At 58.4% G+C, this 21,818-nt stretch carries 20 protein-coding genes; 8 read left to right on the top strand and 12 right to left on the bottom strand.

From position 1 onward, the window contains the following. Window positions 1-176: 176 nt before the first annotated feature. The 3 genes from FEM03_RS07710 (at window position 177) to FEM03_RS07700 (ending at window position 2,702) form a co-directional block, all read left to right on the top strand. Window positions 177-1,208, top strand: coding sequence for a thiamine pyrophosphate-dependent dehydrogenase E1 component subunit alpha (locus tag FEM03_RS07710; protein ID WP_240772700.1), 1,032 nt, complete (start codon window positions 177-179; stop codon window positions 1,206-1,208). Between the two features lie 99 nt (window positions 1,209-1,307). After that, entirely contained in the window at window positions 1,308-2,273 is a 966-nt protein-coding gene (locus FEM03_RS07705) for an alpha-ketoacid dehydrogenase subunit beta (RefSeq protein ID WP_138085620.1), read from the top strand. 69 nt (window positions 2,274-2,342) lie between these two features. After that, window positions 2,343-2,702, top strand: a complete 360-nt coding sequence (locus tag FEM03_RS07700; RefSeq protein WP_138085619.1) for a hypothetical protein — start codon at window positions 2,343-2,345, stop codon at window positions 2,700-2,702. Between the two features lie 357 nt (window positions 2,703-3,059). Here FEM03_RS07700 and pheT read toward each other — a convergent pair whose 3' ends face one another. From pheT to FEM03_RS07645, 11 genes are all read right to left on the bottom strand, one after another. Further along, on the bottom strand, window positions 3,060-5,450 hold the full coding sequence (gene pheT / locus FEM03_RS07695) for a phenylalanine--tRNA ligase subunit beta (RefSeq protein WP_138085618.1): 2,391 nt from the start codon (window positions 5,448-5,450) through the stop codon (window positions 3,060-3,062). An 86-nt stretch (window positions 5,451-5,536) separates the two neighbouring features. Then, on the bottom strand, window positions 5,537-6,553 hold the full coding sequence (gene pheS, locus FEM03_RS07690) for a phenylalanine--tRNA ligase subunit alpha (protein WP_138085617.1): 1,017 nt from the start codon (window positions 6,551-6,553) through the stop codon (window positions 5,537-5,539). 209 nt (window positions 6,554-6,762) lie between these two features. Then, window positions 6,763-7,146, bottom strand: a complete 384-nt coding sequence (gene rplT, locus FEM03_RS07685) for a 50S ribosomal protein L20 (RefSeq protein WP_138085616.1) — start codon at window positions 7,144-7,146, stop codon at window positions 6,763-6,765. A 131-nt stretch (window positions 7,147-7,277) separates the two neighbouring features. Continuing rightward, a complete protein-coding gene (gene rpmI, locus FEM03_RS07680) occupies window positions 7,278-7,487 on the bottom strand; it encodes a 50S ribosomal protein L35 (protein WP_138085615.1) in 210 nt (69 codons plus the stop codon). 131 nt (window positions 7,488-7,618) lie between these two features. Continuing rightward, window positions 7,619-8,848 (bottom strand): alginate export family protein, encoded by a 1,230-nt coding sequence (locus FEM03_RS07675; protein WP_138085614.1) that lies wholly within the window; start codon window positions 8,846-8,848, stop codon window positions 7,619-7,621. Between the two features lie 23 nt (window positions 8,849-8,871). Beyond that, entirely contained in the window at window positions 8,872-10,476 is a 1,605-nt protein-coding gene (locus FEM03_RS07670) for an MFS transporter (protein WP_138085613.1), read from the bottom strand. A 9-nt stretch (window positions 10,477-10,485) separates the two neighbouring features. Then, on the bottom strand, window positions 10,486-12,363 hold the full coding sequence (locus tag FEM03_RS07665; protein ID WP_138085612.1) for an amidohydrolase: 1,878 nt from the start codon (window positions 12,361-12,363) through the stop codon (window positions 10,486-10,488). A 27-nt stretch (window positions 12,364-12,390) separates the two neighbouring features. After that, window positions 12,391-12,975: an antibiotic biosynthesis monooxygenase gene (locus FEM03_RS07660; protein ID WP_138085611.1), complete on the bottom strand. Its 585-nt coding sequence runs from the start codon at window positions 12,973-12,975 to the stop codon at window positions 12,391-12,393. Between the two features lie 17 nt (window positions 12,976-12,992). Beyond that, the gene (locus FEM03_RS07655) at window positions 12,993-13,670 is read right to left on the bottom strand and encodes a hydrolase (RefSeq protein WP_138085610.1); all 678 of its coding nucleotides are present in this window, start codon (window positions 13,668-13,670) and stop codon (window positions 12,993-12,995) included. A 178-nt stretch (window positions 13,671-13,848) separates the two neighbouring features. Further along, entirely contained in the window at window positions 13,849-14,496 is a 648-nt protein-coding gene (locus tag FEM03_RS07650; protein WP_138085609.1) for a response regulator, read from the bottom strand. Further along, window positions 14,493-16,244: a GAF domain-containing sensor histidine kinase gene (locus FEM03_RS07645; RefSeq protein WP_166442710.1), complete on the bottom strand. Its 1,752-nt coding sequence runs from the start codon at window positions 16,242-16,244 to the stop codon at window positions 14,493-14,495. Before FEM03_RS07645 ends, FEM03_RS07650 begins: the two co-directional genes overlap by 4 nt. A 125-nt stretch (window positions 16,245-16,369) precedes the next feature. Between FEM03_RS07645 and FEM03_RS07640 the strand changes: the two genes are divergently transcribed. Then, window positions 16,370-17,383 carry a peptidylprolyl isomerase gene (locus FEM03_RS07640; protein WP_138085607.1) on the top strand — a complete coding sequence of 338 codons (1,014 nt, stop codon included), beginning with the start codon at window positions 16,370-16,372 and terminating at the stop codon, window positions 17,381-17,383. An 86-nt stretch (window positions 17,384-17,469) separates the two neighbouring features. On the opposite strand, the gene FEM03_RS07635 is transcribed toward FEM03_RS07640, so the two are convergent. After that, a complete protein-coding gene (locus FEM03_RS07635; RefSeq protein WP_138085606.1) occupies window positions 17,470-18,255 on the bottom strand; it encodes an AraC family transcriptional regulator in 786 nt (261 codons plus the stop codon). 101 nt (window positions 18,256-18,356) lie between these two features. Here FEM03_RS07635 and FEM03_RS07630 point away from each other — a divergent pair, with 101 nt between their 5' ends. The 4 genes from FEM03_RS07630 to FEM03_RS07610 are packed head-to-tail and all read left to right on the top strand — an operon-like array spanning window position 18,357 to window position 21,775. Continuing rightward, complete coding sequence (locus FEM03_RS07630) at window positions 18,357-19,127, top strand: CDP-alcohol phosphatidyltransferase family protein (protein ID WP_138085605.1); 771 nt, start codon at window positions 18,357-18,359, stop codon at window positions 19,125-19,127. A 39-nt stretch (window positions 19,128-19,166) separates the two neighbouring features. Beyond that, a complete protein-coding gene (locus FEM03_RS07625) occupies window positions 19,167-19,775 on the top strand; it encodes a lysophospholipid acyltransferase family protein (protein ID WP_138085604.1) in 609 nt (202 codons plus the stop codon). Window positions 19,776-19,817: 42 nt separating this feature from the next. Further along, window positions 19,818-20,771 carry a phosphatidate cytidylyltransferase gene (locus FEM03_RS07620; RefSeq protein WP_138085603.1) on the top strand — a complete coding sequence of 318 codons (954 nt, stop codon included), beginning with the start codon at window positions 19,818-19,820 and terminating at the stop codon, window positions 20,769-20,771. A 56-nt stretch (window positions 20,772-20,827) separates the two neighbouring features. Then, window positions 20,828-21,775 carry a hypothetical protein gene (locus FEM03_RS07610; protein ID WP_166442709.1) on the top strand — a complete coding sequence of 316 codons (948 nt, stop codon included), beginning with the start codon at window positions 20,828-20,830 and terminating at the stop codon, window positions 21,773-21,775. Window positions 21,776-21,818: the final 43 nt, after the last annotated feature.

Here is a 21,818-nt window from a genome sequence, read left to right as displayed (position 1 = left end):
AAAGCAACCCCTCCCGCAAGCCATGACATGAAATTTCCCGATGTTCCCGCCTGACACGCTCCATTTGAACATCTCCGGTTAGTTATTAGCTCTTCTCATACAAAAGAAATCGCTTCCCACCTCTCCACACGTGTGTCATGTTTCCCACCGAAGCGTCTCAACCTTCTCATTCCGCCGTGTCCACTTCCTCTCACGTCGCCCCTCCCACAACGTCCGCTGAAACGTTGAAACCACTCTGTCAGCAAGCCTTCAAACACATGGTTCGCGCCCGGGTTTTGGAGGACAAACTCGCCAGCCTCTACCGCGCAGGCGGACGCATCGTTGGCGGCGTTTATGTCGGCCGCGGCCAAGAGGCCCTCAGCGCCGCCCTCACCGTCCACCTTACGAAAGGCAAGGACCTCTACGCCGGCCTCATTCGCGACCAAGCCGGCAAAATGGCCTTCGGCGAATCCATCCTCGACGCCACCCGCACCTACCTCGGCTCCGTGCTCGGGCCCATGCGTGGTCGCGACGGCAATATCCACCGCGGTCGTCCTCGCGAAGGCATGCCTGCGATGATTTCCCACCTCGGCACCATGGTCAGCGTCATTGGTGGCATGCTCCTTTCCCGCCGTCTGCAAGGCACCATCGGCGACTGCGTCGGTGCCACCTGCATCGGCGACGGCGGCACCTCCACCGGTGCCTTTCACGAGGCCGTCAACCTGGCCGCGATCGAAAAACTGCCCATGGTCATCTCCGTGGCCAACAACCTCTACGCCTACTCCACCCCCAACAACCGCTCGTTTGCCTGCGATTCGCTTGTCGACCGCGCCAAGGGCTACGGCATTGAAGGCTACGCCGTCGATGGCACCGACCTTCCCGCCTGCGTCGAGACCTTCCGCCACGCCGTCGCCCGCGCCCGCGCCGGACACGGCCCCCAAATGGTCGTCGGCACCTTCCTCCGCCTCAGCGGACACGGCGAACACGACGACGCCTCCTACATCCCGGAAGAAGTTAAAAACTCCCCTCAAGGACGCGACTGCCTCCCCTTGTCCGAACAAAAGCTTATCGAACGAGGCTGGTTCACCAAGGAGGAAGTTCAGGAACTCTACGACAACGCCAAGGACGAAGCCGACAAGGCCATCGCCAAAAGCAGCAGCGAACCGTTGCCCGACCCCTACAAGGAATCTTGGAACGCCCTTGCATCGCCTCTCCTCGTGGAAGAATGAAGCCAGGTCGATGGTCAATGGCCGGTCGTTGATGGTTTCTCCCTTCCAACGCTCTCCAGCCTCAGGCCATCCACCATCAACCACTAACTACCAACACTCTTGTCCCTAACTTATCTCGAAGCCATTCGCGAAGCCCAATACGAAGCCCTGCGGCGTGATCCCAGAGTCTTCATCTACGGTCAGGACATCGGCAAATTCGGTGGTGCCTTCAAAGCCACCAAACATCTCGACAGCGAATTCCCCGGTCGCGTCATTGATGCGCCCATCAGCGAAGATGCCATGGTCGGCACCGCCATCGGAGCCGCCATCGAAGGCTCGCGACCCATCATCGAGATGCAGTTTGCCGACTTCAGCAGCGTCGGTTTCAACCAGATCGTCAACCAGGCCGCCACCCAGTTCTGGCGCACCAACGTTCCCTGCCCCATCGTCATCCGCCTGCCCAGTGGCGGCACCGCCGGCTCCGGTCCTTTCCACAGCCAGAGCATGGAAAGCATCTACGCCCACTACCCCGGCCTGATCATCCTCACCCCCGCCACCGTCGAGGACGCCTATCACATGCTCCTCGCCGCCATCGACCTCGATGACCCCGTCATCTTCTGCGAGCACAAGTTCCTCTACTATCACCTCAAAGCCGACAGCCTTCCCGACGCCACGCTGCCCATCGGCAAAGCGCGCATCGCCCGCCCGGGTCGGCACGCCACCGTCGTCGCCTACTCGGCCATGGTGCACGAATCCATCCGTGCTGCCGACGAACTCCAACAGGATGGCTACCAAATCGAAGTCGTCGACCTGCGCAGCGTCAAACCCATCGATACCGACACCATCCTCGCCTCCGTCGCCCGCACCGGTCGACTCCTCTGCGTCGGCGAAAGTTTCCCTTGGGGCGGCGTCACTGCTGAAGTCATCGCCCGCGTCGTGGCCGACGGTTTCCATCTCCTCGACGCTCCGCCTCAGCGCCTTAACGCCAAAGACACCCCGATCCCCTACCACCCCAACCTGTGGAAGGCGCATCGACCCACCGCCGCCAGCATCGGTGCCGAGCTCCGCAAGCTCCTCAAATTCTAACGAAGGCAGCCTCCAATCAATCAGCCGAACTCACGTTGCACACGTAACGTAAGCATTGATTTGGAAAACATGCCCACACCGCCGACTAAAAAAGAGAAAGCCACCTGGTTCAGCCGCCGTCGCATGGCACGTTGGGCCCTGCTGATCCTTGTCCTGCTCACCGCGCTTTATCTTCCACCCATCCTCGAAAGACAAAACGCCCAACAAGTCGGCATCAACTGGGCTCCCAATCAGCTACACAAAATCGTCATCTACACCGCCCCCAAAGTCTTCGGCAACGGCCAGGCCTTATCAGCTCACATCGTCCTGCAAACCAAAGACGGCCACGAACTCAACCGCCTCCGCCTCGACGATCTCCAGCACCTTCAAAACATCGCTTGGGAAGATCAAGCCGTCGTCATCAACGGCGACACCCGCTGGACTCGATAAGCCAGTAGGAGTGCGGACATTCCTGTCCGTTTCAACAAAAAGACGGACAGGAATGTCCGCACTCCTATCCGCATAAAAAATAACCGCTCCGCCGGAGCAAGCTCAACGTGCGGAGCGGTTGGAATCCCACCTGTGTCGTTTCAGAAGCTGGCTGCCGTTCCCAGGAGAGCGACAGGGTGGAAGCCCGCTTACGGGTGCGTCTGCCGTCCAATAAAGGCGTGGCATCTGCTCCCGGTGCGCAGCTTCCGGTGCTTTCAAATATCGGTTCGGGCCATGTGCAACTGCAACAACGAACACCGCAGGAAATTCGATTCTGCTACCAGAAAAATAGAAAATTTCAAAGAGCCACGAAAGATATTAACGGATGGTAGCCGGGACCGTGCCAACCAATGCTTTGAGCACTCGCTGATGGGTTTCGTCCACCTCTTTCGTGGCTAGCGTCCGCTCAGAAGAACGATAGGTCAAGCGCCATGCGATGGATTTTTTGTCATGCGCCAGTCTTTCACCTGAGGCATCCACAAAAACATCAAACAGCTCCGCTCCCATCAACAAAGGCTCCTTCTGTTTTTCAAAAAATGCCGCCACCGTCGCATGCGGAAGATCCGCCGCCACCTCCAACGCCACATCCCGGGTCACACTCGGATACCGCGGCAAATCGCTGAACTTGACCGCACTCACCACGCCCTGCTGCAACGCACTCACCGCCAGCTCCGCCACGTAAATCGGATGCCTCGCGTCCAATTCCCGCGCCCGCGCCGGAGCCACCTGCGCGATCCAGCCCAGCGTCTTGCTGCCACGCTTGATCTCCGCACTCAACAACCATCCGTCCACCGCCTTCGGCACCAGCAACAACCCCTGCCCGGCCAGACCCGGCAACGATTCCAGCACCCCGCGCAACGCATGAATATCCGCCACCGCAGGCGATTTCGCATTCCAGCTCACCGCATGTTCCGGACCGCTCATCAACACCGACAGCCGCTCTTCTTCTCGACTGCTGCCATTCGGATTCAGCAAAAACACCCGACCCAACTCAAAGAACCGCAACGTCGCCAGCCCCTGCCGGACATTGTGACCCGCCGTCATCAACAAACCAGGGATCAACCCCGGCCGCAAATGCGTATGATCCTCGCTTAACGGATTTTTCAATGCCACCGCATCCACCTTCGCCGCCAGCACATCCGTCAACTGCCCCTTCGAAACCAGCCGCAACGTCTGCGCCTCATTAAAGCCACGATTCGTCAAAGCCTGACGCACCTGCATCATGAAATCATAGGACTTGTCCGCACTCTGCGGCGCCACAAACACGCCCGATGCTTTCGACGGCACCCGATCCAGCCCGATCACCCGCGCCAGTTCCTCGACCAGATCCACCGACCTCAACAAATCATTCCGATAACTCGGCACCGTCCAGGTCGACGTCACCTCCGTCTCGCAGGTCTTCACCAATCCCAACGAAGTCAAAATCGCATGCATCTCCGCCCTCGGAAGATCCGCAATGCCAATCAAACGCCGCGCCCGCTCCTCATCCAGCACCACCGGCTGCGTCAACACCGGAGCCTCGCCCGCCACTAGCAACGTCTCCGAAGCCTTGCCGCCCGCCGTCTGCAAAATCAACTGCGTGGCCAAAGCACTCGCACGAATCACCGCTTGCGCATCGACTCCGCGCTCAAAACGATAACTCGAATCCGTGCTCAACACCAGACGGCGCGCCGTGCGACGCACCGAAGATGGATTGAAATAAGCCGCCTCCAGCAAAATGTCCGTCGTGCCCTCCGTCACCCCACTCTCCTCACCCCCCATCACCCCGGCAATCGCCAGCGCCTTGCCGTTGTCAGCAATCACCAAATCCTCCGGCAAAAGCGCATGCTCATTGCCATCCAAAGCCACCAGCTTCTCCCCTTCCGTCGCTTTGCGAATCGTCACCGGCACCACCAGCTTCGCGGCATCGAACGCATGCAGCGGCTGACCCACTTCGAACAACACATAATTGGTGATGTCCACGATGTTGTTAATCGGACGCAGCCCAATGCTCTTCAAGCGGCTCTGCAACCACTCTGGACTCGGCCCCACCTTCACGCCTTCGATCCGGCGCAACGTGTAGAACGGACAAAGCGTCGGCTCCGCGAGGTGAATCTCCGCCACGCCAGCCTTCTCCGTCACCGGCAGCACCATCTCATCGCTCTGAACCAGCGTCTTCCCCGTCAACGCCGCCAACTCGCGCGCCAGTCCGGTATGACTCAACAAATCCGGCCGGTTCGGCGTCACCTCCAGATCAAAGATCACATCCGAAGCCACCAACTCCTTCATCGGCGTTCCCACCTTCAATCCCGCCTCAAGAATCCACAATCCCCCTTGGTCTTCCCCCACGCCAAGCTCCTTCGCACTGCACAACATCCCCTGCGAAAGCAACTCGCGCAGCTTCCCTTCCTTGATCTCAATCCCGCCCGGCAAAACCGCACCCGGCAACGCCAGTGGCACCTTGTCCCCTGCCTTGAAATTCTTCGCGCCACACACAATCTGCCGCGCCTTGCCGCTGCCATCATCCACCTGACAAACACTCAACCGATCCGCATTGGGATGCTGCTCAAAAGAGACGATCTGCGCCACCACAATCTTGTCCGATTCCACCCCGCTCTGCTCGATCCCCTCCACTTCAATCCCCGCAAACGTCAGCATGTCCCTCAGTTCATCAATACTGTGGGAACCAAGATCAAGATGGGCATTGAGCCACTTAAGAGAAGTCTTCATCAGAATAAAAAAATTAAAATTATCGAGTCACCAGTTTTGATTCAAGGGTGCCCATGGTTTTGGCAGATGCGATGGAGGAATAGAGACTAAAACTGCCCGAGGAACCGCACGTCATTCTCAATCAAATGACGAATGTCCGTGATCCCATGCAGGATCATCGCCAGCCGGTCCAGCCCCATGCCAAAAGCAAAACCCGTGACCAAATCCGGATCAAACAGATTGTCTCCACGGCTCTTGCTCACCGCCTCGAACACCGCCGGATCCACCATCCCGCAACCGGCGATCTCAATCCATTTCGGTGCCTGACCTTTGACCTCGAGCTTCACATCAATCTCAAAACTCGGTTCCGTGAACGGGAAGAAATGCGGACGAAAACGCACCTGTGTCTGCGGCCCAAAAATCTCCTGGAAGAAATACTCCAGCGTCCCTTTCAGATCTGCCAGACTCACGTCCCGGCCCACATACAAACCTTCCAACTGATTGAACACGCTTAAATGGGTCGCATCAATCTCGTCCCGACGATACGCCGCCCCCGGTGCAATGATGCGCACCGGCAATGCCTTGATCGATTCCATCGTGCGAATCTGCACACTCGATGTATGCGTGCGCATCAACCGCCCATCCGGCAAATAAAATGTGTCCTTCTCGTTCCGCGCTGGATGATCCGCCGGTGTGTTCAGCGCATCAAAACAATGCCACTCCGTTTCAATCTCCGGTCCATCTGCCAAAGCAAATCCCATGCGACGCAGTGTCTGAATCGCCCGATCGCGGATGCGCGTCAGCGGATGCAAAGCCCCGTTCGGTGTCGGCAGTCCGGGCAGCGTCACATCAATCCCCGCCACCGAAGCCGCATCCTTCGCCGCCGCCATGGCCGCCACCTTCTCTTCAATCCCGGCCGTCAATGCCGTGCGCACCTCATTGAGCTTCTGCCCCACCGCGCCTTTTTGATCAGCAGGCACCTCACGCATGCCGGCACTCAGCGCCGTCAGACTGCCTTTTTTGCCAAGGTATCCGACACGAAAATTCTCCAGTGCGCTTTCGTCCTGGATGTCAGCGAGCGCCGCAAGGGCTTCAATTTGGAGAGCGGAAAGTTGGTCGAGCATGAGGAAGAAAACTAAAGCTGAATAACGAAGAACAAAGAACCAGGAACCAAGAACAAACAAAAACACCTAAACCGCGAGCAACGATAACATCACAGGCCTTGCAAGCCCGCTCCGCCGCGTTGATGCTGATCCACAAAAAAGCCGGTGCCTGTGCAGACCCCGGCTTAATTGGTAAATGGGTTCGAGGTCGAATCGGGCAGATCAAATGATTAAGCAGCCGCCTTGGACTTCGCTTTGTTTTCCAAAGCGTTTTTGGCTTGCTGGATAAGGGCCTTGATGGCTGCTCCATCGGTGACGGCGAGGTCGGCAAGGACTTTGCGGTCAAGCTGGATACCGGCAGCCTTCAGGCCTTCGGTAAATCGGCTGTAGCTCAAGCCTTCAGCACGGGCAGCGGAGTTGATGCGCTGGATCCACAACTTGCGGAAGTCACGCTTGCGAACCTTGCGGTCACGATAGGCATATGACATCGCCTTGCGGACAGCGTCCTTGGCGTAACGGAACAATTTGGAACGGAAGCCGCGGAATCCTTTGGCTTTGGCGAGCGTGCGCTTACGGCGCTTGCGGCTGGCTGGTGCGTTGGTAGCTCTTGACATGTATTTTCTCTCAAGATCAAGCTGTTGTTAAAAATTCGACGAAGGGCCTCACTTGATCGAAGGCTCCTATTACAGAGCCAGACCGGATCGTCGTGGCCGCGACTGCGGCCGGGTGCAATTCAAACGACGACTCAGGACCAAGGCATGTTGGCCTTGACTGCTGCAGCGTCGGTCTCGTGCACGAGAACGGCTTTGCCCAGTGAGCGTTTGCGTTTGCGGTTCTTATTTTGAAGCAAGTGGCGCTTGCCCTGCCGACGACGGAGGACTTTACCACTGCCCGTGATTTTGAACCGTTTGCTAACGGATTTTCTGGTTTTGGCGATGCCTGCGTTTTTGGACATAGGGGTCGCGAAGTTAAAGAGCTTGGGCAAAAGTGCAAGGGAATTCTCCCTCTCGGACTGAAAATCCCCGCAATTCGTGCACCAAATCCCGATCGCACCGGGCCACCACCGCCAGTTGCGGCTTTTTCACCTCAGAACGCCACGCGAAAACTCGCCTGAAAATACTCCACGTCATCGCCACCAACCGCCACCAGCGAACGCCCGGCTTCGTGATGGGTATAGCCGAGCGCCAGCTCCACGCTCTCCCGCACCTGCCAGATCACCGCCGCGTTCAGTGCCGTCCCCAAATACCTCTCACCATCCGGTGCCGGACCTCCCAACCTCTGCAACGGCGGCCCATAAACATCGTCTTCCGCACTGAACCTCCACTGAAAATTCACCCCAAAACTCACCGTCACCCTCTCATGCGGTTTTAACGTCAGCACCGGATTCACATTATAAAGATTCGACGGCGAAATGAACCCACCTTCATTGAAATAATTGTTCGCCTGAAACAGCGGATGAAACGTGTGCAACGTTCCCTCGTCATCCCCCCCGGAAATCGCATCCGCCCGCAGCATCAGCGTTGGCCGCCACCTCACATCCTCCAACACATATCCCACGCCGAGACTTGCCGCGCCAGCCAGAATCTCGCGCCCCCCCGCCTCACCGAACTGAAAAATCAGCTCCGTGTTGTAAACCCACGGAACTCCCTCGTTCCACCAGCGCGTCCCCACCGTGTGCCTCAATTCACGCCCCCCGTCCTCCACAAAAATCGATCCTTCATCACGCAACCCAATGTAATACCCATCCACGAAACCTTGCTTATCCAGCGGCGAAGGCATCACCGCATAAACACCCCAAAACATCACCTCCTTCTGATGCGATTCATTATCGAAAACTCCCGGCCCCGTCTCCACCGGCGACGCGACAAAACCATCCACCCTCATCTCCTCTCCCCGCTGCCAGGAAACCCTGACCCCATCATGCGACAACCTCTGGTTCGCCCCTTCCCTCGACGCCAGCAACCGACCCGACCCATAATAAAGCGTTTGCCTTCCCACGCGCATCTCCACCTCGTCTTCTCCCCCCAACTCCCAGGTCCTCTGACCATAAACCTGCAACCAATCCCCTTCATCCTGATCCGGCGGGCCCAACGGCGATTCCCGACCCCACATGTCTCCCCAGGTCAACTCCGCTGCAATCAGCCAACGCTCCTCCCACTCGCCCGTCGCCATCAACTGCACCCGCTGATGCACCCACGCATCATCCTCAATCTCCCCCAAACCCAAATCCAGTCCCCGATAACTCTCTCCCATCGTTCTCGCATGACCCGAAAACGACCACTCCCATCCCTGCCCACTCACCACCGAGCATCCCATCAATAAAATAAATCCCGCCCATCTCACAACACCACTGCCCTCACCTCCTTCATCAAATGATGCCTCGCTTTGGGTGCCCCATCCCCCACATGAAACGCCAGCACCGCCTCTTCAATCACCCGATCATCCGCCGTCGCCCGCTCATGCTGACGCAAATGCTCTCCCCAGGTCCCCACCAAAAACACTTCTTTGAATCGACCTGGCTCATCCAAATCCTGAAACAGCGACCAGCGAAACGCCCCATCCCTCAACCTCACCACCCGCAGCGCCGACATCGCCCGTTGGAACTTCACCACCTCCTCCGCCTTCACCACATACTCCAACTCCACCATCACCGGCCCCTCTCCATCCGATGGCTCCATCGCCAGCTCATGACCCGCCCAATGCGAAGAAGGCGTTAAATTCAATCCCATCGCGCCACTCACCCGAACCTTGAACCACCAACCCAACCCTCCCGTCAGCAACAAACCCAAAGCCGCCACCCGCAGCGCCCAACCAGCATCCGTCCCCGCCGTCACCTGACCCCAGACCACCGCCCCAACCGCCAGCGATACCTGCACCACAATCAGAAAAATCGCCGAACTCCTCGCCCGCACCCAATTCGGAAACGCACTCTGCGCCGCCACCGCCAGCGTTGACATGCAAGTCAACCAGGCCCCACCCGCCACCAATAAAATCGCCATCATCCCCCAGCGATTCCCCACCAGACTCAGGCCCGCCGCCAGCAACGCAAACAACACCGTCCCAGCCGTTAAAATCCCGTCCGCCGAAACCTTCGCCCGCAACTTCGGCAACACCAAAAACGCCGCCAAGATCCCCCCAACCCCATACACCCCCATCAACAGCCCGAAATCCCCCGCCGACAATCCACGTCCCCGCACGATCAACGGCAACAACGCCACCGGCGCAATCCCAAAAAACGCAAATCCCGCATTGCGCAACAACACCCGCTGAATCACTGGCGAATGCCTCGTAAAACGCAGCGAGGTCACCATCGCCCCCATCATCCGCTCCGCATGCGCCCCCTTCATCACCACCGGTGACTTCGACCTCCACAACACCGCAATGATTCCCACAAACGACAACGCATTCAACGCAAACGCCGCCGTCGGACCCGATGCTGCCAGCAACACCCCCGCCACCAACGGCCCCAGCGCCCGCGAATTATTCACCCCAATGCTCCCCAGCGTCAGCGCCCCGGTCAGATCCTTCTTGTCCACCAACTCCGCCAACAACGCCTGCCAGGTCGGCATCGTAAACGCCACCCCGACCCCCAGCAAGAACGTCACCGCCAGCAGCACTCCCGGCGTCAGCATCCCCATCGCCGACATCACCACCAACCCCATCGTCACCAGCAACGACCCCACCTGCGCCGCAATGATCACCCTCCGCCGATCCACCAAATCCGCCAACGCCCCCGCCGGCAGCGCCAGGAAAAACAGCGGCAAACTCGACATCGTCTGCATCAAGGTCACCAGCGTCGCCGAAGTCGTCAACGACGTCATCGTCCACACCGCCGCCGTGTCATGCAACGTCGACCCAATGCCCGACGCCACATTCGCCAGCCACAGCGACCGGAACACCGAATTCCCCAACACCGACCATGCGCCCTTCTTCCCCTCACTCATAACATCAAATCAAAACGCAAAACAGTCACATCCCGAACCCCAGAACGACGCAAACCGGTTCCGCGCCGCCTCTACTCCCGCCATCAACTGCAACCCTGCATGATCACAACCATGCGACCGACACTCCGCCGAATGCTCATGACTCACCAACGGCATCGGCACTCCCGCCCTCGCCATCTTCTTCACATCCAGCGGCGCCCCATACCCGCCAAACACCGAGACCGGCGACCACTCCGGCAACACCGGAATCGACGGCGGCGCAAATGATCCAAACTCCTCCACCGCATACACCACCCTGCCATCCACCACCGTCATCACCGCTTCAATGCTTTTGATCGCCTCATCATCCACGTCAAAATAATCATCCGACAACACCGCCAGATCGGCCAGCTTCCCAACCCCCAGCGATCCCTTCTTGCCCTCCTCCGTCGAAAACCATGTGATTCCCAACGTGTAAAGCCGCAACGCCTCCTCCCGACTCAAACAATTCTTGTCCGGATACATCGAAGTTCCCCCTACCGTCTTGCCCGTCGTCAGCCAACACAACGACACCCACGGATTATAACTCGCCACCCGCGTCGCATCCGATCCCGCCCCCACCGGCAATCCCATCTCCAGCATCCGCCTCACCGGAGGTGTCCGCTCCGCCGCTTCCTTGCCATACCGATCCATAAAATACTCGCCTTGAAACGCCATCCGATGCTGGATCGCCACCCCGCCTCCCAACGCCTTCACCCGCTCTAGATTCCGATCCGAAATCGTCTCACAATGATCAAAGAACCAATGCACCCCACCAAACGGCACTTCTTGGTTCACCTCCTCAAACACATTCAAAAATCTTGTGATGCTCTCATCATAAGTCGCATGCAATCGGAACGGCCACTTGTTCGCCGCCAGCAACGTCACCACCCCCTTCAACTCCTCCTCCACAGAAGCCGCCAGATCCGGCCTTGGCTCCAGAAAATCCTCAAAGTCCGCCGCTGAAAAAACCAACATCTCACCCGCCCCATTGCAGCGGAAAAAATCATCGCCCTTGCCCGGCCCCGTCATCTTGATCCAACGCGCAAAATCCTCCTTCTCCTCCTTCGGTTTTTGAGTAAACAAGTTATAAGCAATCCGCAGCGTCATCTCCCCGCGTTTGTGTAACTCGTCAATGATCACATAGTCATCCGGATAATTCTGAAACCCACCACCTGCATCAATGATGCTCGTCAATCCCAAGCGGTTCAGCTCACGCATAAAATGTCGCGTCGAATTCAACTGATGCTCCGGCGGCAACTTCGGACCCTTCGCCAGAGTCGCATACAAAATCGTCGCATTCGGACGCGCAATCAGCAGCCCCGTCGGATTCCCTTCCGAATCCCTCTGAATCTCCCCACCCGGTGGATTCGGCGTATCCCGGGTATAACCACAAGCCCGCAACGCCGCCCCATTCAGCAAGGCCCGGCAATACAAATGCAAAATAAACACCGGCGTCTCCGGTGCCGCTTCATTGATCTCCGCCAACGTCGGCATGCGACGCTCCGCAAACTGAAACTCGCTCCATCCCCCCACAATCCTCACCCACTGCCCCACCGGCGTCCGCGCCGCCTGCGCCTTCAACATCCGCAACCCATCCGCCAGTGAAGGAACCCCATCCCAGCGCAACTCCATGTTATAATTCAACCCGCCGCGAATCACATGCAGATGCGAATCATTCAACCCCGGAATCACCCTTCTACCTTTCAAGTCAATCACCTTCGTTTCTGGCCCACGTGGATACTCATGCGCATCATCCAGACTCAGCACCTTCCCATCCTTGATCACCGCTTCCCGCGCTTCAGGATAACCATCATCCAGCGTCGTAATCCGTCCATTTACCAAAATCAAATCAGGCTCCACTTTCATAAGTTGTAAGTTCTCTGTGTTTCTTCTTTAGTTATTTTTTTCGGGCACCTGAAGCACCTTGTCTTCCGAATTCGGATGCAACCATCCGTGTGCCGCTTTCACCAAAACGGGCATCGCCACCCAGGTCAGCGTTGCGGTAATCCCAGCCGCGATCACCCCTGACACCAACACCTTGTGCATCAACCCTCCCAGAAGCGGCAACACCAATGCCGCAATCCCCATGCTCACCGGCCAGACCGCCAGCCAGGTCAACAACGCCATCTTCCACCGCGGCGGCGGACTACCATCCGAAGCATGACGAAACCACGCCTCCAGCCCATGCAACTCACGAATCTGCAACGTCCCTTCGACCATCGGCTCAATCGTCTTCTCCCACCGGTGATAAGCCTCGGAAGCATAAAACGCATCACGCGCCGCCGCATTCGCAAACGTTCGCATGATCCCATACTCCTGAACCTTCGCCCCCGGCGCAGGATACAAACATTGAATTCCACGCGCCCCCGGCTCCGCCAACGACACGCGGGCAAAATCCCCCAGCGCCGCCTCGAAATCCTTCACGCGTTCAGGACGAACGCGCCGGACAACGGCAATGTGAACCGATTCATCGTCCATGACGTTGCGATGTTGAGTTAGTGCCCTTCCTTGTGCGGAACCACCTGTGGTTTGATCGCCGACTGCGGCGCTTTATGCACCATCGTATAAGCATACTCAACGCCGACTCCATAAGCCCCACCCTGTTCCTTGATGAGCCCCATCAAGTTGTTGTAATGCTCGCGTTTCGCCCAATCCCGTTGCCACTCCAGCAATGCCGGAAGCGCCGTCAACCGCACCGCACCCGCCTGCACCATTCTCGACAACGCCGCATCATGCGCCGCCTGTGACGTCGCTCCACAACAATCCTCCACCACATAGATGTTATAGCCCGCCCCCAGCATCTCAATCGTCGGCCAAGTCACACACACCTCCGTCCACAACCCCGTCATCAGAATATTCTTCCGTCCCGTCGCTTCCACCGCCTTGCGAAAACCCGCATCATCCCACGAATTCATCGAGGTCCGCTCCACCACTTCCTGACCAGGAAACACATCCAGCAATTGTGGCCAGATATAACCACTAAACGATTCCGTCTCGACCGCCGTCAGCACTGTCGGCACATTAAATTCTTTCGCAACTTTGGCCAGCAGCGTCACATTGCTGATCAATGTCGCCCGATCAATGTTCGCCACCCCAAAAGTCATCTGCGGCTGGTGATCAATAAATACAACGGCACTATCTTCCGGCGTAAAAAGCTTGTAGTAAGGATTCATGATGATGATGGTGGTCAGTTAGTCACTAAGTTCGTTTTCCAACTTATGCCCAGGCACACTGGAAACGCCCATCATCATGCCAGCTGCGCCCCCAAAAAACCATGGATCATGCGGCTGGATTTTTCGCCCTGCCCAAGGATGAGTTCCGCCTCATCCTTTTGAACGAGGCGACCCTGAATCAAATCCGCACAAACCCGCGCCGACCCGCCACCGTCACCGCCTCCGTCCGGCTCAACACATTCAGCTTCCCGAAAATCCCGCGCAAATGCGTCTTCACCGTCGTCTCGCTGATGCTCAACCGCGCCGCAATCTCCTTGTTGCTCAACCCCTCCGCCAAAAGCTCCAGCACATTCAACTCCCGTCCCGTCAATGTCTCCCCGCTGATCCCCGCCGCCAGCTTTTCAATCAAACCCTGCGGAATGCACGTCTCCCCCGCATGCACCTTGCGAATGCACTCCAACAACTCCTCGCGCCGCGCATCCTTCAACAAATACCCCCTCGCCCCCGCTTTCACCACGCGCATCACATCCTGGTCATTATCATAAGTCGTCAGCACAATCACCTTCGCCGTCCCGTCATGTCGGCGCACTTCCTCAATCACCTCCATCCCATCACGACCCGGCATTCGCAGGTCCACCAGCGCCACGTCTGGTCGTAACTCCAGCCACCTCGCCACCGCCTCATCCCCATCACAAGCCTCCGCCACCACCTCCATGTCCGGCTGCCGGCCAATCATCGCCGCCAGTCCCTCCAGCACCGTCACATGATCATCCGCAATCAAGACACGAATCCATCCATCAGCCTTTTTCGAGTTTCCTTTCATCATCCAACAATCCCTCCACCGTCCACCAGAGGCAGCCGGATGCAAATCGAAGTCCCCGCTTCACTCGAACTGGCGAGGGTCATCTCACCCCCCATTGCCTCCACGCGCTCCCGCATCCCCGTCAACCCAAACCCCTCATGCACCGCCAATACGTCAAAACCCAGTCCATCATCTTCCAACTCCAGTCGCAGTTCCTCTTCCTCAAAAAACAAAATCGCCTCAAACCGCGTTGCCTGCGCATGCCTCAACACATTGGTCAAAACCTCCTGCACAATCCGCAACAGATTGCACTCCACCTCTGCCACCAGCTTCCTCGGCTTTCCACGCAACTCAAACTTCGCCGTCAACCCCGTCCCCTCCGTCATGCTCTTGAACAACTTCGACAACGCCACACACAAATCCTGCGTTTCCAGCGCCTGCGGCCGCAGCGCCTGCACCGACCGCCGCGCCTCCTGCAAACTGTTCCGCGCCAGCTCCCTCGCCCTCGTCACATGCGCATCCGCCGCCTCCGTCAAGCCCCCCACACGCGCATCCTCCGACGCCTCCAACTGCACAATCACCCCCGTAAACCCCTGCGCCAGCGTGTCATGAATATCCCTCGCCAACCGGTTCCGCTCCGCCATCACCGCCGACTTCCGACTCTGCATCGACAACCGCATCAACTGAATCGCCAGCATCGCCTGATGCCCCAACGCCCGCGCCAATCCCAGCTCCTCATCACGAAACACCCTCCACTCCTTGAACCTGATATTGATGAACCCCACCACCCTGCCCCCCACCAGCATCGGCACACCCAACGTCAGCTTCACCCCCTTCCCCGTCAATACCCGCAGCATCGTCCGCACCTCCTCCGTGTTCACCATGTCCCCCAGCCACTCCTGCCACTCCCCATCCGCCACCCCAGCCAACCTCACCCTCGGCATCTCCGACTCCAAATCCCCCAAAATGCAATGCTCCGCCGTCGCGAAAAACGTCGTCCACACCCCGTTCTCCCTCACCGGCGGCGCAAACCTCGGAGCCCCTTGCTCTTTATCCTCTTTCACCAGCCGCACCACCTCACCCTCACAACTCGCCAGCAACTCCACCCGCTCCGTCACCTCATTCAGCTCCCAAACCCCCAAACTATGCGCCGCAAACTGCCGGCCAATCATTCGCAAAACATGATCCAAAAACCTGTCCGGTTCCGACTCCCTCGAAAGCATCGTCAACGCATGCTTCAGCGCCTCCGCCTGACCATAAGCCAGCCCCTCCAGCTCCCCGTTCAACTTCGCCAGCGCCTCCTCCGCCCTCTTGCGTTCCGTGATGTCGGTCACCGTCCCAATAAACCGCACCGCCTTTCCCGACCCATCAAAAAACGCCTGTCCCCTCGCCATCACCCACCCCTCACGACCATCATCCGCCCGGATCGTCCGATACTCCGCCGTATACCTCCCCTCATCCACCCCCGCCAGCGCACCCATCACCTTCCCATGGATCAACTCCCGATCCTCCCCATGCACACACTTCAAAAACATGTCGTGCGTCACCTCCGCATCCAGCGGCAGCCCAAAAATCTCCTTCAACCGCTCCGACCAGTCCCCCTCATTCGAAGTATCCGTCGAATCCCACACCCACAATCCAATCCGCCCCATCTCAATCGCCAGCCTCAGCCTCTCCTCACTCTGCTCCAGCTCCGCCACCCGGCTCCGCAACCTCTCCAGCTCTTCTGAAGAATCTGCCTCCGCCAAAGAAATCTGCGTCCTCTCACTCATCACGTCCCCCATCCTCCAACCAATCCCCCCGCAAAGCCAGCGAAAACCAGTTGCCACACCCCCACCCGCCCCCCGTAAATAAATAGCAAGAACAAGGAACGAAGAACTAGGAACAAATCCTCCCCATGCCCCACCCTCGCGGACATTCCCTCATTCTGACCGTGCTGCTGCTCCTTCTCACTGCAGGCGGCGTTCTCATCTGGTGGCAAAACCACCTCAATCGGCAAGCCACCATCGCCCAGGTCGGGACCACCCCCATCGCCCGCAGCCAGCTCGCGCTCGCCCTCCGCAACCACGTCTGGCGTCACAACCTCCACTGGCAAACCCTCGCCTCTCCCCGTCAGGATGCCGAACGCCAAATCGTCCTCGACCAGCTCATCCACTCACACCTCCTCGCCCAGCTTCCCTCCGCTGAAGAAACCCGCGCCCAGACCGAAGCCGACCAGCGCTTCCAGCAATTCACCAAACAATTCGAAGGCGCCAACACCTGGCAAACCCGCGCCGCCACCCAAAATCTCGATGAAATCCTGCTTCGCCAGCAACTCCTTCACGAAGCCCGCCTCTCCATCTCCATCGAAAACCACCTCGCCAACCATCCCGACCAACCCACCGAAGCCGAAGCCCGCGCCTACTTCGCCGAGCACAGCGGCCACTTCACCGTTCCCGAAAGCGCCCGCGCCAGCCACCTATTCCTCACCATCCACGACAAAGAGCGCCCCAATGCCGAGTCCAACATCCGCGCTTATCACCAGCAACTCATCACCAACCTGGCAACCCTCCCCAACCTTGCCACCCGATATAGCGACGACCCCCGCACCAAAAAAACCCGCGGCGAACTTGACTGGTTCAGTCGCGACCGCGTCCCTCCCGACTTCGCCTCCAACGTCTTCGCCCTCACCCCCGGTCAGCTCAGCCCCCCTTTTATCACCGACCTCGGCTGGCATATCGTCAAGCTCCATGAAAAACGCCCCGCCCGACCCGCCACCTTCGACGAGGTTAAACCCGAAATCCTCGCCCACCTTCATACCCAATTCCGCCGAACCGCCCTCCAAACTTGGCTCACCCAGCAACGCCAAAACGCCGCGATCCAAATTCACCCCGACCGACTCAACACCCTCCAACCCGCCCCCTACCAGTGATCTTTTTTCGCGCTCCCCGTCCGAGGAACCGCAGACTTTCAAAGCTCATCAATCAATGAGGAGCAGGAATGTGCGAAAGTAAAAAATCAAATCCTCCTCAACCGAAACTGCCTCAAATACCGCAACGGCGTCATCCCCAAATGACGCTGAAAATGCTGCGTAAAGCTGCTCTGATCCGCAAACCCCATCGCCCTCGCCACCTCGCTGATCTGCGCCGACTCCTCTTTCAACGCCAGGCACGCCGCCTGGATCCGCAACTTCATGATGAACGCCTGCGGACTGCTCCCAAACGCCTCCACAAACTTGCGCTGCAACTGCCGCGGCGACAAATGCACCATCGCCGCCAGCTCCTCCACCGACACTTTCTTCCTGAAATGTTCCCGAATGTAATTCACCGCCTTGTCGATCTGCATGAACGGCTGCAAAATCTGCTTTTTGCTCTCATAACTCTGCGTCGTTCCCATCAACCCCATCACCTTGCCTTTCCGATCCAGCACCGGCAGCTTGTTGGTAATGAACCAGTCCGGAATTCTCTGCCGGTTGAAGAACAGCTCCACAATATTCAACTTCGCCACCCCGGTCGCCAGCACCTCCGCGTCATCGCGACGAAAATGCTCCGCAAGCCCGGTCGGGAACAAGGTGAAATCATCCTGCCCGATGATGTCCGATTCCTTCTCAAATCCGAAACGCTCATAAAAATGCCGGTTCGCCGCCACGATGCGGAATTTCTCATCCTTGGCAAAAAACGACACTCCCGGCATGTGATCAAACAGCGGATAAAACATCGCATCATCCGCCATACGCCTCGCAAAACGCTGCTTTAACAATACCGCATCCGCAGAACTTGCCGTTGCCGTTGTCTTCAATGCCATGTCCGAAAAACTATAAAAATCCATCCTTGCTGACAAGCCCTAAATTTAGCCTCCCTTCACTCCCCGCTGGTAAAAACACCGCTCCGTGTTATGAAGCCCCCATGGCATCCGATCCCGTCGAAGGCGCACGTCGCGAACTCAAAACCCGTCAGGCAGGATGGGCAAAAAAACTCGCCGCGTTCCTCGTCAAGACGCCCATCACCCCCAACATCATCTCCGTCATCAGCATCCTTTTCGCCGTGCTGGGTGCCATCTGCTTCATCATGATCCCCACCGCCCCCTGCCAATGGGGAGGCACCCTCCTCTGGTTCGGAGCCGCCACCTGCATCCAGCTTCGCCTTCTCTGCAACCTCCTCGACGGCATGGTTGCCATCGAAGGCGGCAAAAAAAGCCCGACCGGCGGCCTCTACAACGAAGTCCCTGACCGCATCGCCGACATCCTCTTCCTCGCCGCCGCCGGCTACACCGCCAGCAACCACCTGTTACATTTCGACATCGCAAAACCCATCGCCGAAGGAGGCTGCTGCAACTTCGCGCTCATCGGCACCCTTAGCCAGCATGTCCTCTACGGCATCCCGCTCGGCTGGCTGGTCGTCGCCCTTGCCGTCACCGCCCCCTACATTCGCGTCCTCGGCGGCACCCTCACCGGCACCCAGAGCTTCATTGGTCCCATGGCCAAACAACATCGCATGTTCCTCCTCACGGTCGCCTGCTTCCTGTCCATCGCCGAACTCTGGCTCTGGAACCCCGGCAACCACGGCCACTCCGTCATGTGGTTCACCCTTCTCTTCATGGCCATCGGCACCCTCTGGACCTGCATTCGCCGCCTCAACCTCATCGCCAGACAGCTCAACCAAAATCCCTCGGCATAATTCCGACTTCCGACTTCCGACTTCCGACTTCCGACTTCCATGCTCCGTCCCACCGCCGTCTTCCTCACCAAGCTGATCACCGGCGCCAATGCGCAATGGGTGAACTGCCCCAAAGACCGCGACTGCCTGCGCATCTACTTCGCCAACCACGGCAGCCATCTCGATTTCGCCACCCTCTGGGCCGCCCTGCCCGCCTTTGCCCGCGATAAAACCCGACCCGTCGCCGCACGCGACTACTGGGGCAAAAATGCCTTCACCCGCACCATCGCCATCGGCATGTTCAACTCCCTGCTCATCAATCGCGAAACCATCACCCGCAAAGACAACCCCATCGAACAAATGGCCGCCGCCATGCGCGAAGGCAACTCCCTCATCATCTTCCCCGAAGGCACCCGCAGCATGGATGGCCAGATGGCCGAATTCAAAGCAGGCCTCTACCATCTCGCCAACAAAGTCCCCGAAGCCGAAGTCGTCCCCGTCTATCTCGAAAATCTCAACCGCATCCTCCCCAAAGGCCACCTCCTTCCCATTCCCCTCCTGAGTCGCGTCGTCTTCGGCGAACCCATGCGACTTCAAGAGGGCGAACGCAAAACCGACTTCCTCCTGCGCTGCCGCCACGCCCTGGAGTCCCTAGCCTCCCCAACCTAGCCTGCATTCCTTTATCCCTTCGCCTTTATCCTTTAGCCTTTCATGATTGACTACGCCTCACCCGTCACCCGCAACCTCCTCAGTGCCATCTTTGGCGTGCTCATCATCGCCAGCGTCATCGGTTACCTCCTTGCCCGCAAAGCCAAAACCGACAGCGCCAAAGCCACCGTCAGCAACCTCAACGCCCGCACCAAAAGTTGGTGGGTCATGGTTCTCGTGCTTCTCGGAGCCCTTGCCCTCGGCCATCGCGGCACCACCATCATCTTCGCCTTCATCTCCTTTTTCGCCCTGCGCGAATTTCTCACCGCCACCCCCACCAAACGCGCCGACTACTACGCTCTCTGCTTCGCCTTCTTCATCATCCTGCCCTACCAATACTGGCTCGTCCACACCCAGTGGTATGGCATGTTCAGCATCATGATCCCGGTGTATGCATTCGCCCTGCTGCCCATCCTCAGTGTCATCGGCGGCGACTCCACCGACTACCTCGCCCGCACCGCCCGCACCCAATGGGGACTCATGGTCTGCGTTTACTGCATCAGCCACATCCCCATGCTGCTCACCCTTCCCATCCCCGCCGACTCCCTGCGCATGGGCAGCGCCGGCCTCGTGCTTTTCCTCGTCTGCCTGATCCAGGGCAGCGACGTCCTCCAGTATGTCTGGGGCAAACTCTGCGGCAAACGCCCCGTCGCCCGCGTCCTCAGTCCGAAAAAACCCCTCGAAGGCCTCCTCGGCGGAGTCCTCACCGCCAGCCTGCTCGGTGCCGCCATGCACCGCCTCACCCCCTTCAGCCCCCTTCAGGCATTCTTCGTTTCCCTGCTGCTCTGCTTCATCGCCTTCTTCGGCGGCCTCGTCATGTCCGCCATCAAACGCGAACGCGGCATCAAGGACTGGGGCACCCTCATCGAAGGTCACGGCGGCATGATGGATCGAATCGATTCCTTGTGTTTTTCCGCGCCCGTGTATTTTCATATTCTGCGCTACTATTTTACCTGACTTCGCATAAGATCTCACGCCCGGCCCGTTCCTTAAAAAAACTAATTAACTTATTCATGAAATCTCTCGGCATTCTGCTTTTAGCCATTGGCGTCGGCCTTCTCGCCTACTTCAAAGCCTATCCATGGGTCATCTCCGAACTCGGCATCGTCAAAAAAGCACCCGTGGTTGAAGCACCGGTCGTGGTTGAAGCCCCTCCACCACCGCCCGAGCCCGAGCCCGAGCCCATGCCCGAGCCTCCGAAACCCACCCCGCCACCCGCTCCCACCCCACCGCCCATGGTCGCCGACACTGGCCTCGGCGAAATGAAACCCAAAGTGGACGCCGACGGCTTCGAGATTCCCATCTTCCCGTCCTTGGAGGAACTGACCAAAAACTGGACCGTCATCCCCCCCAGTGCCTTCAGAACTCCGAAGGAAATCAAACTCAAGAAGAACGTCACCTTTGAACTCGTCATCGGCAACAACCGCGTCGGATCACAAGTCGCCGCCGGCGGCACCGCCTATGCCGTTTCACAAGTCAACGCCACCACCATTTCCGTTGCGCCCAACCCCGAATCCAAAGCCCGCGCCCAGATTGGCATCGACGACACCAACCTCAAGGACGTTCTGACCGCCCTCTACGAAGCCGGCAACGCCAACAAGATCGTCCTCATGAAACGCGCTTTCATGCGTCAGAAAAACGCCCCCGCGATTGCCGCCGCCGCCGCCAAACCAGGCGCCCCGCTCGACACCGCCAAACCCACCATGGCAGCCGACGGCACCTACAAAGTTCTTCTCGACAGCATCTCCGCAGGTGACGTTACCGAAGTCACCCCCGCCAGCATCACCAAATGGGACGAACCCATGCAGGAGGAGCTCGACGGCAAAAAGTATTGGACCATCGTTGTCACCTATACCACCAAAACCATGTTTGGTGACTTCACGACCTACGCCAAAGCCCACATCTACAACGGCAAAGTCGAAAAATGGCTCTACCGCGACTCCGGCGAAGTCGTCCCCTAACTTTGAAAGTAGCAGCCGAAGTGAGGAGGCCCTCACTTCCTGC

Origin of the sequence: Phragmitibacter flavus (assembly GCF_005780165.1) — a bacterium.
Taxonomy (GTDB): Bacteria; Verrucomicrobiota; Verrucomicrobiia; order Verrucomicrobiales; family Verrucomicrobiaceae; genus Phragmitibacter; species Phragmitibacter flavus.
This window is presented reverse-complemented; position numbering and strand designations above follow the sequence as displayed.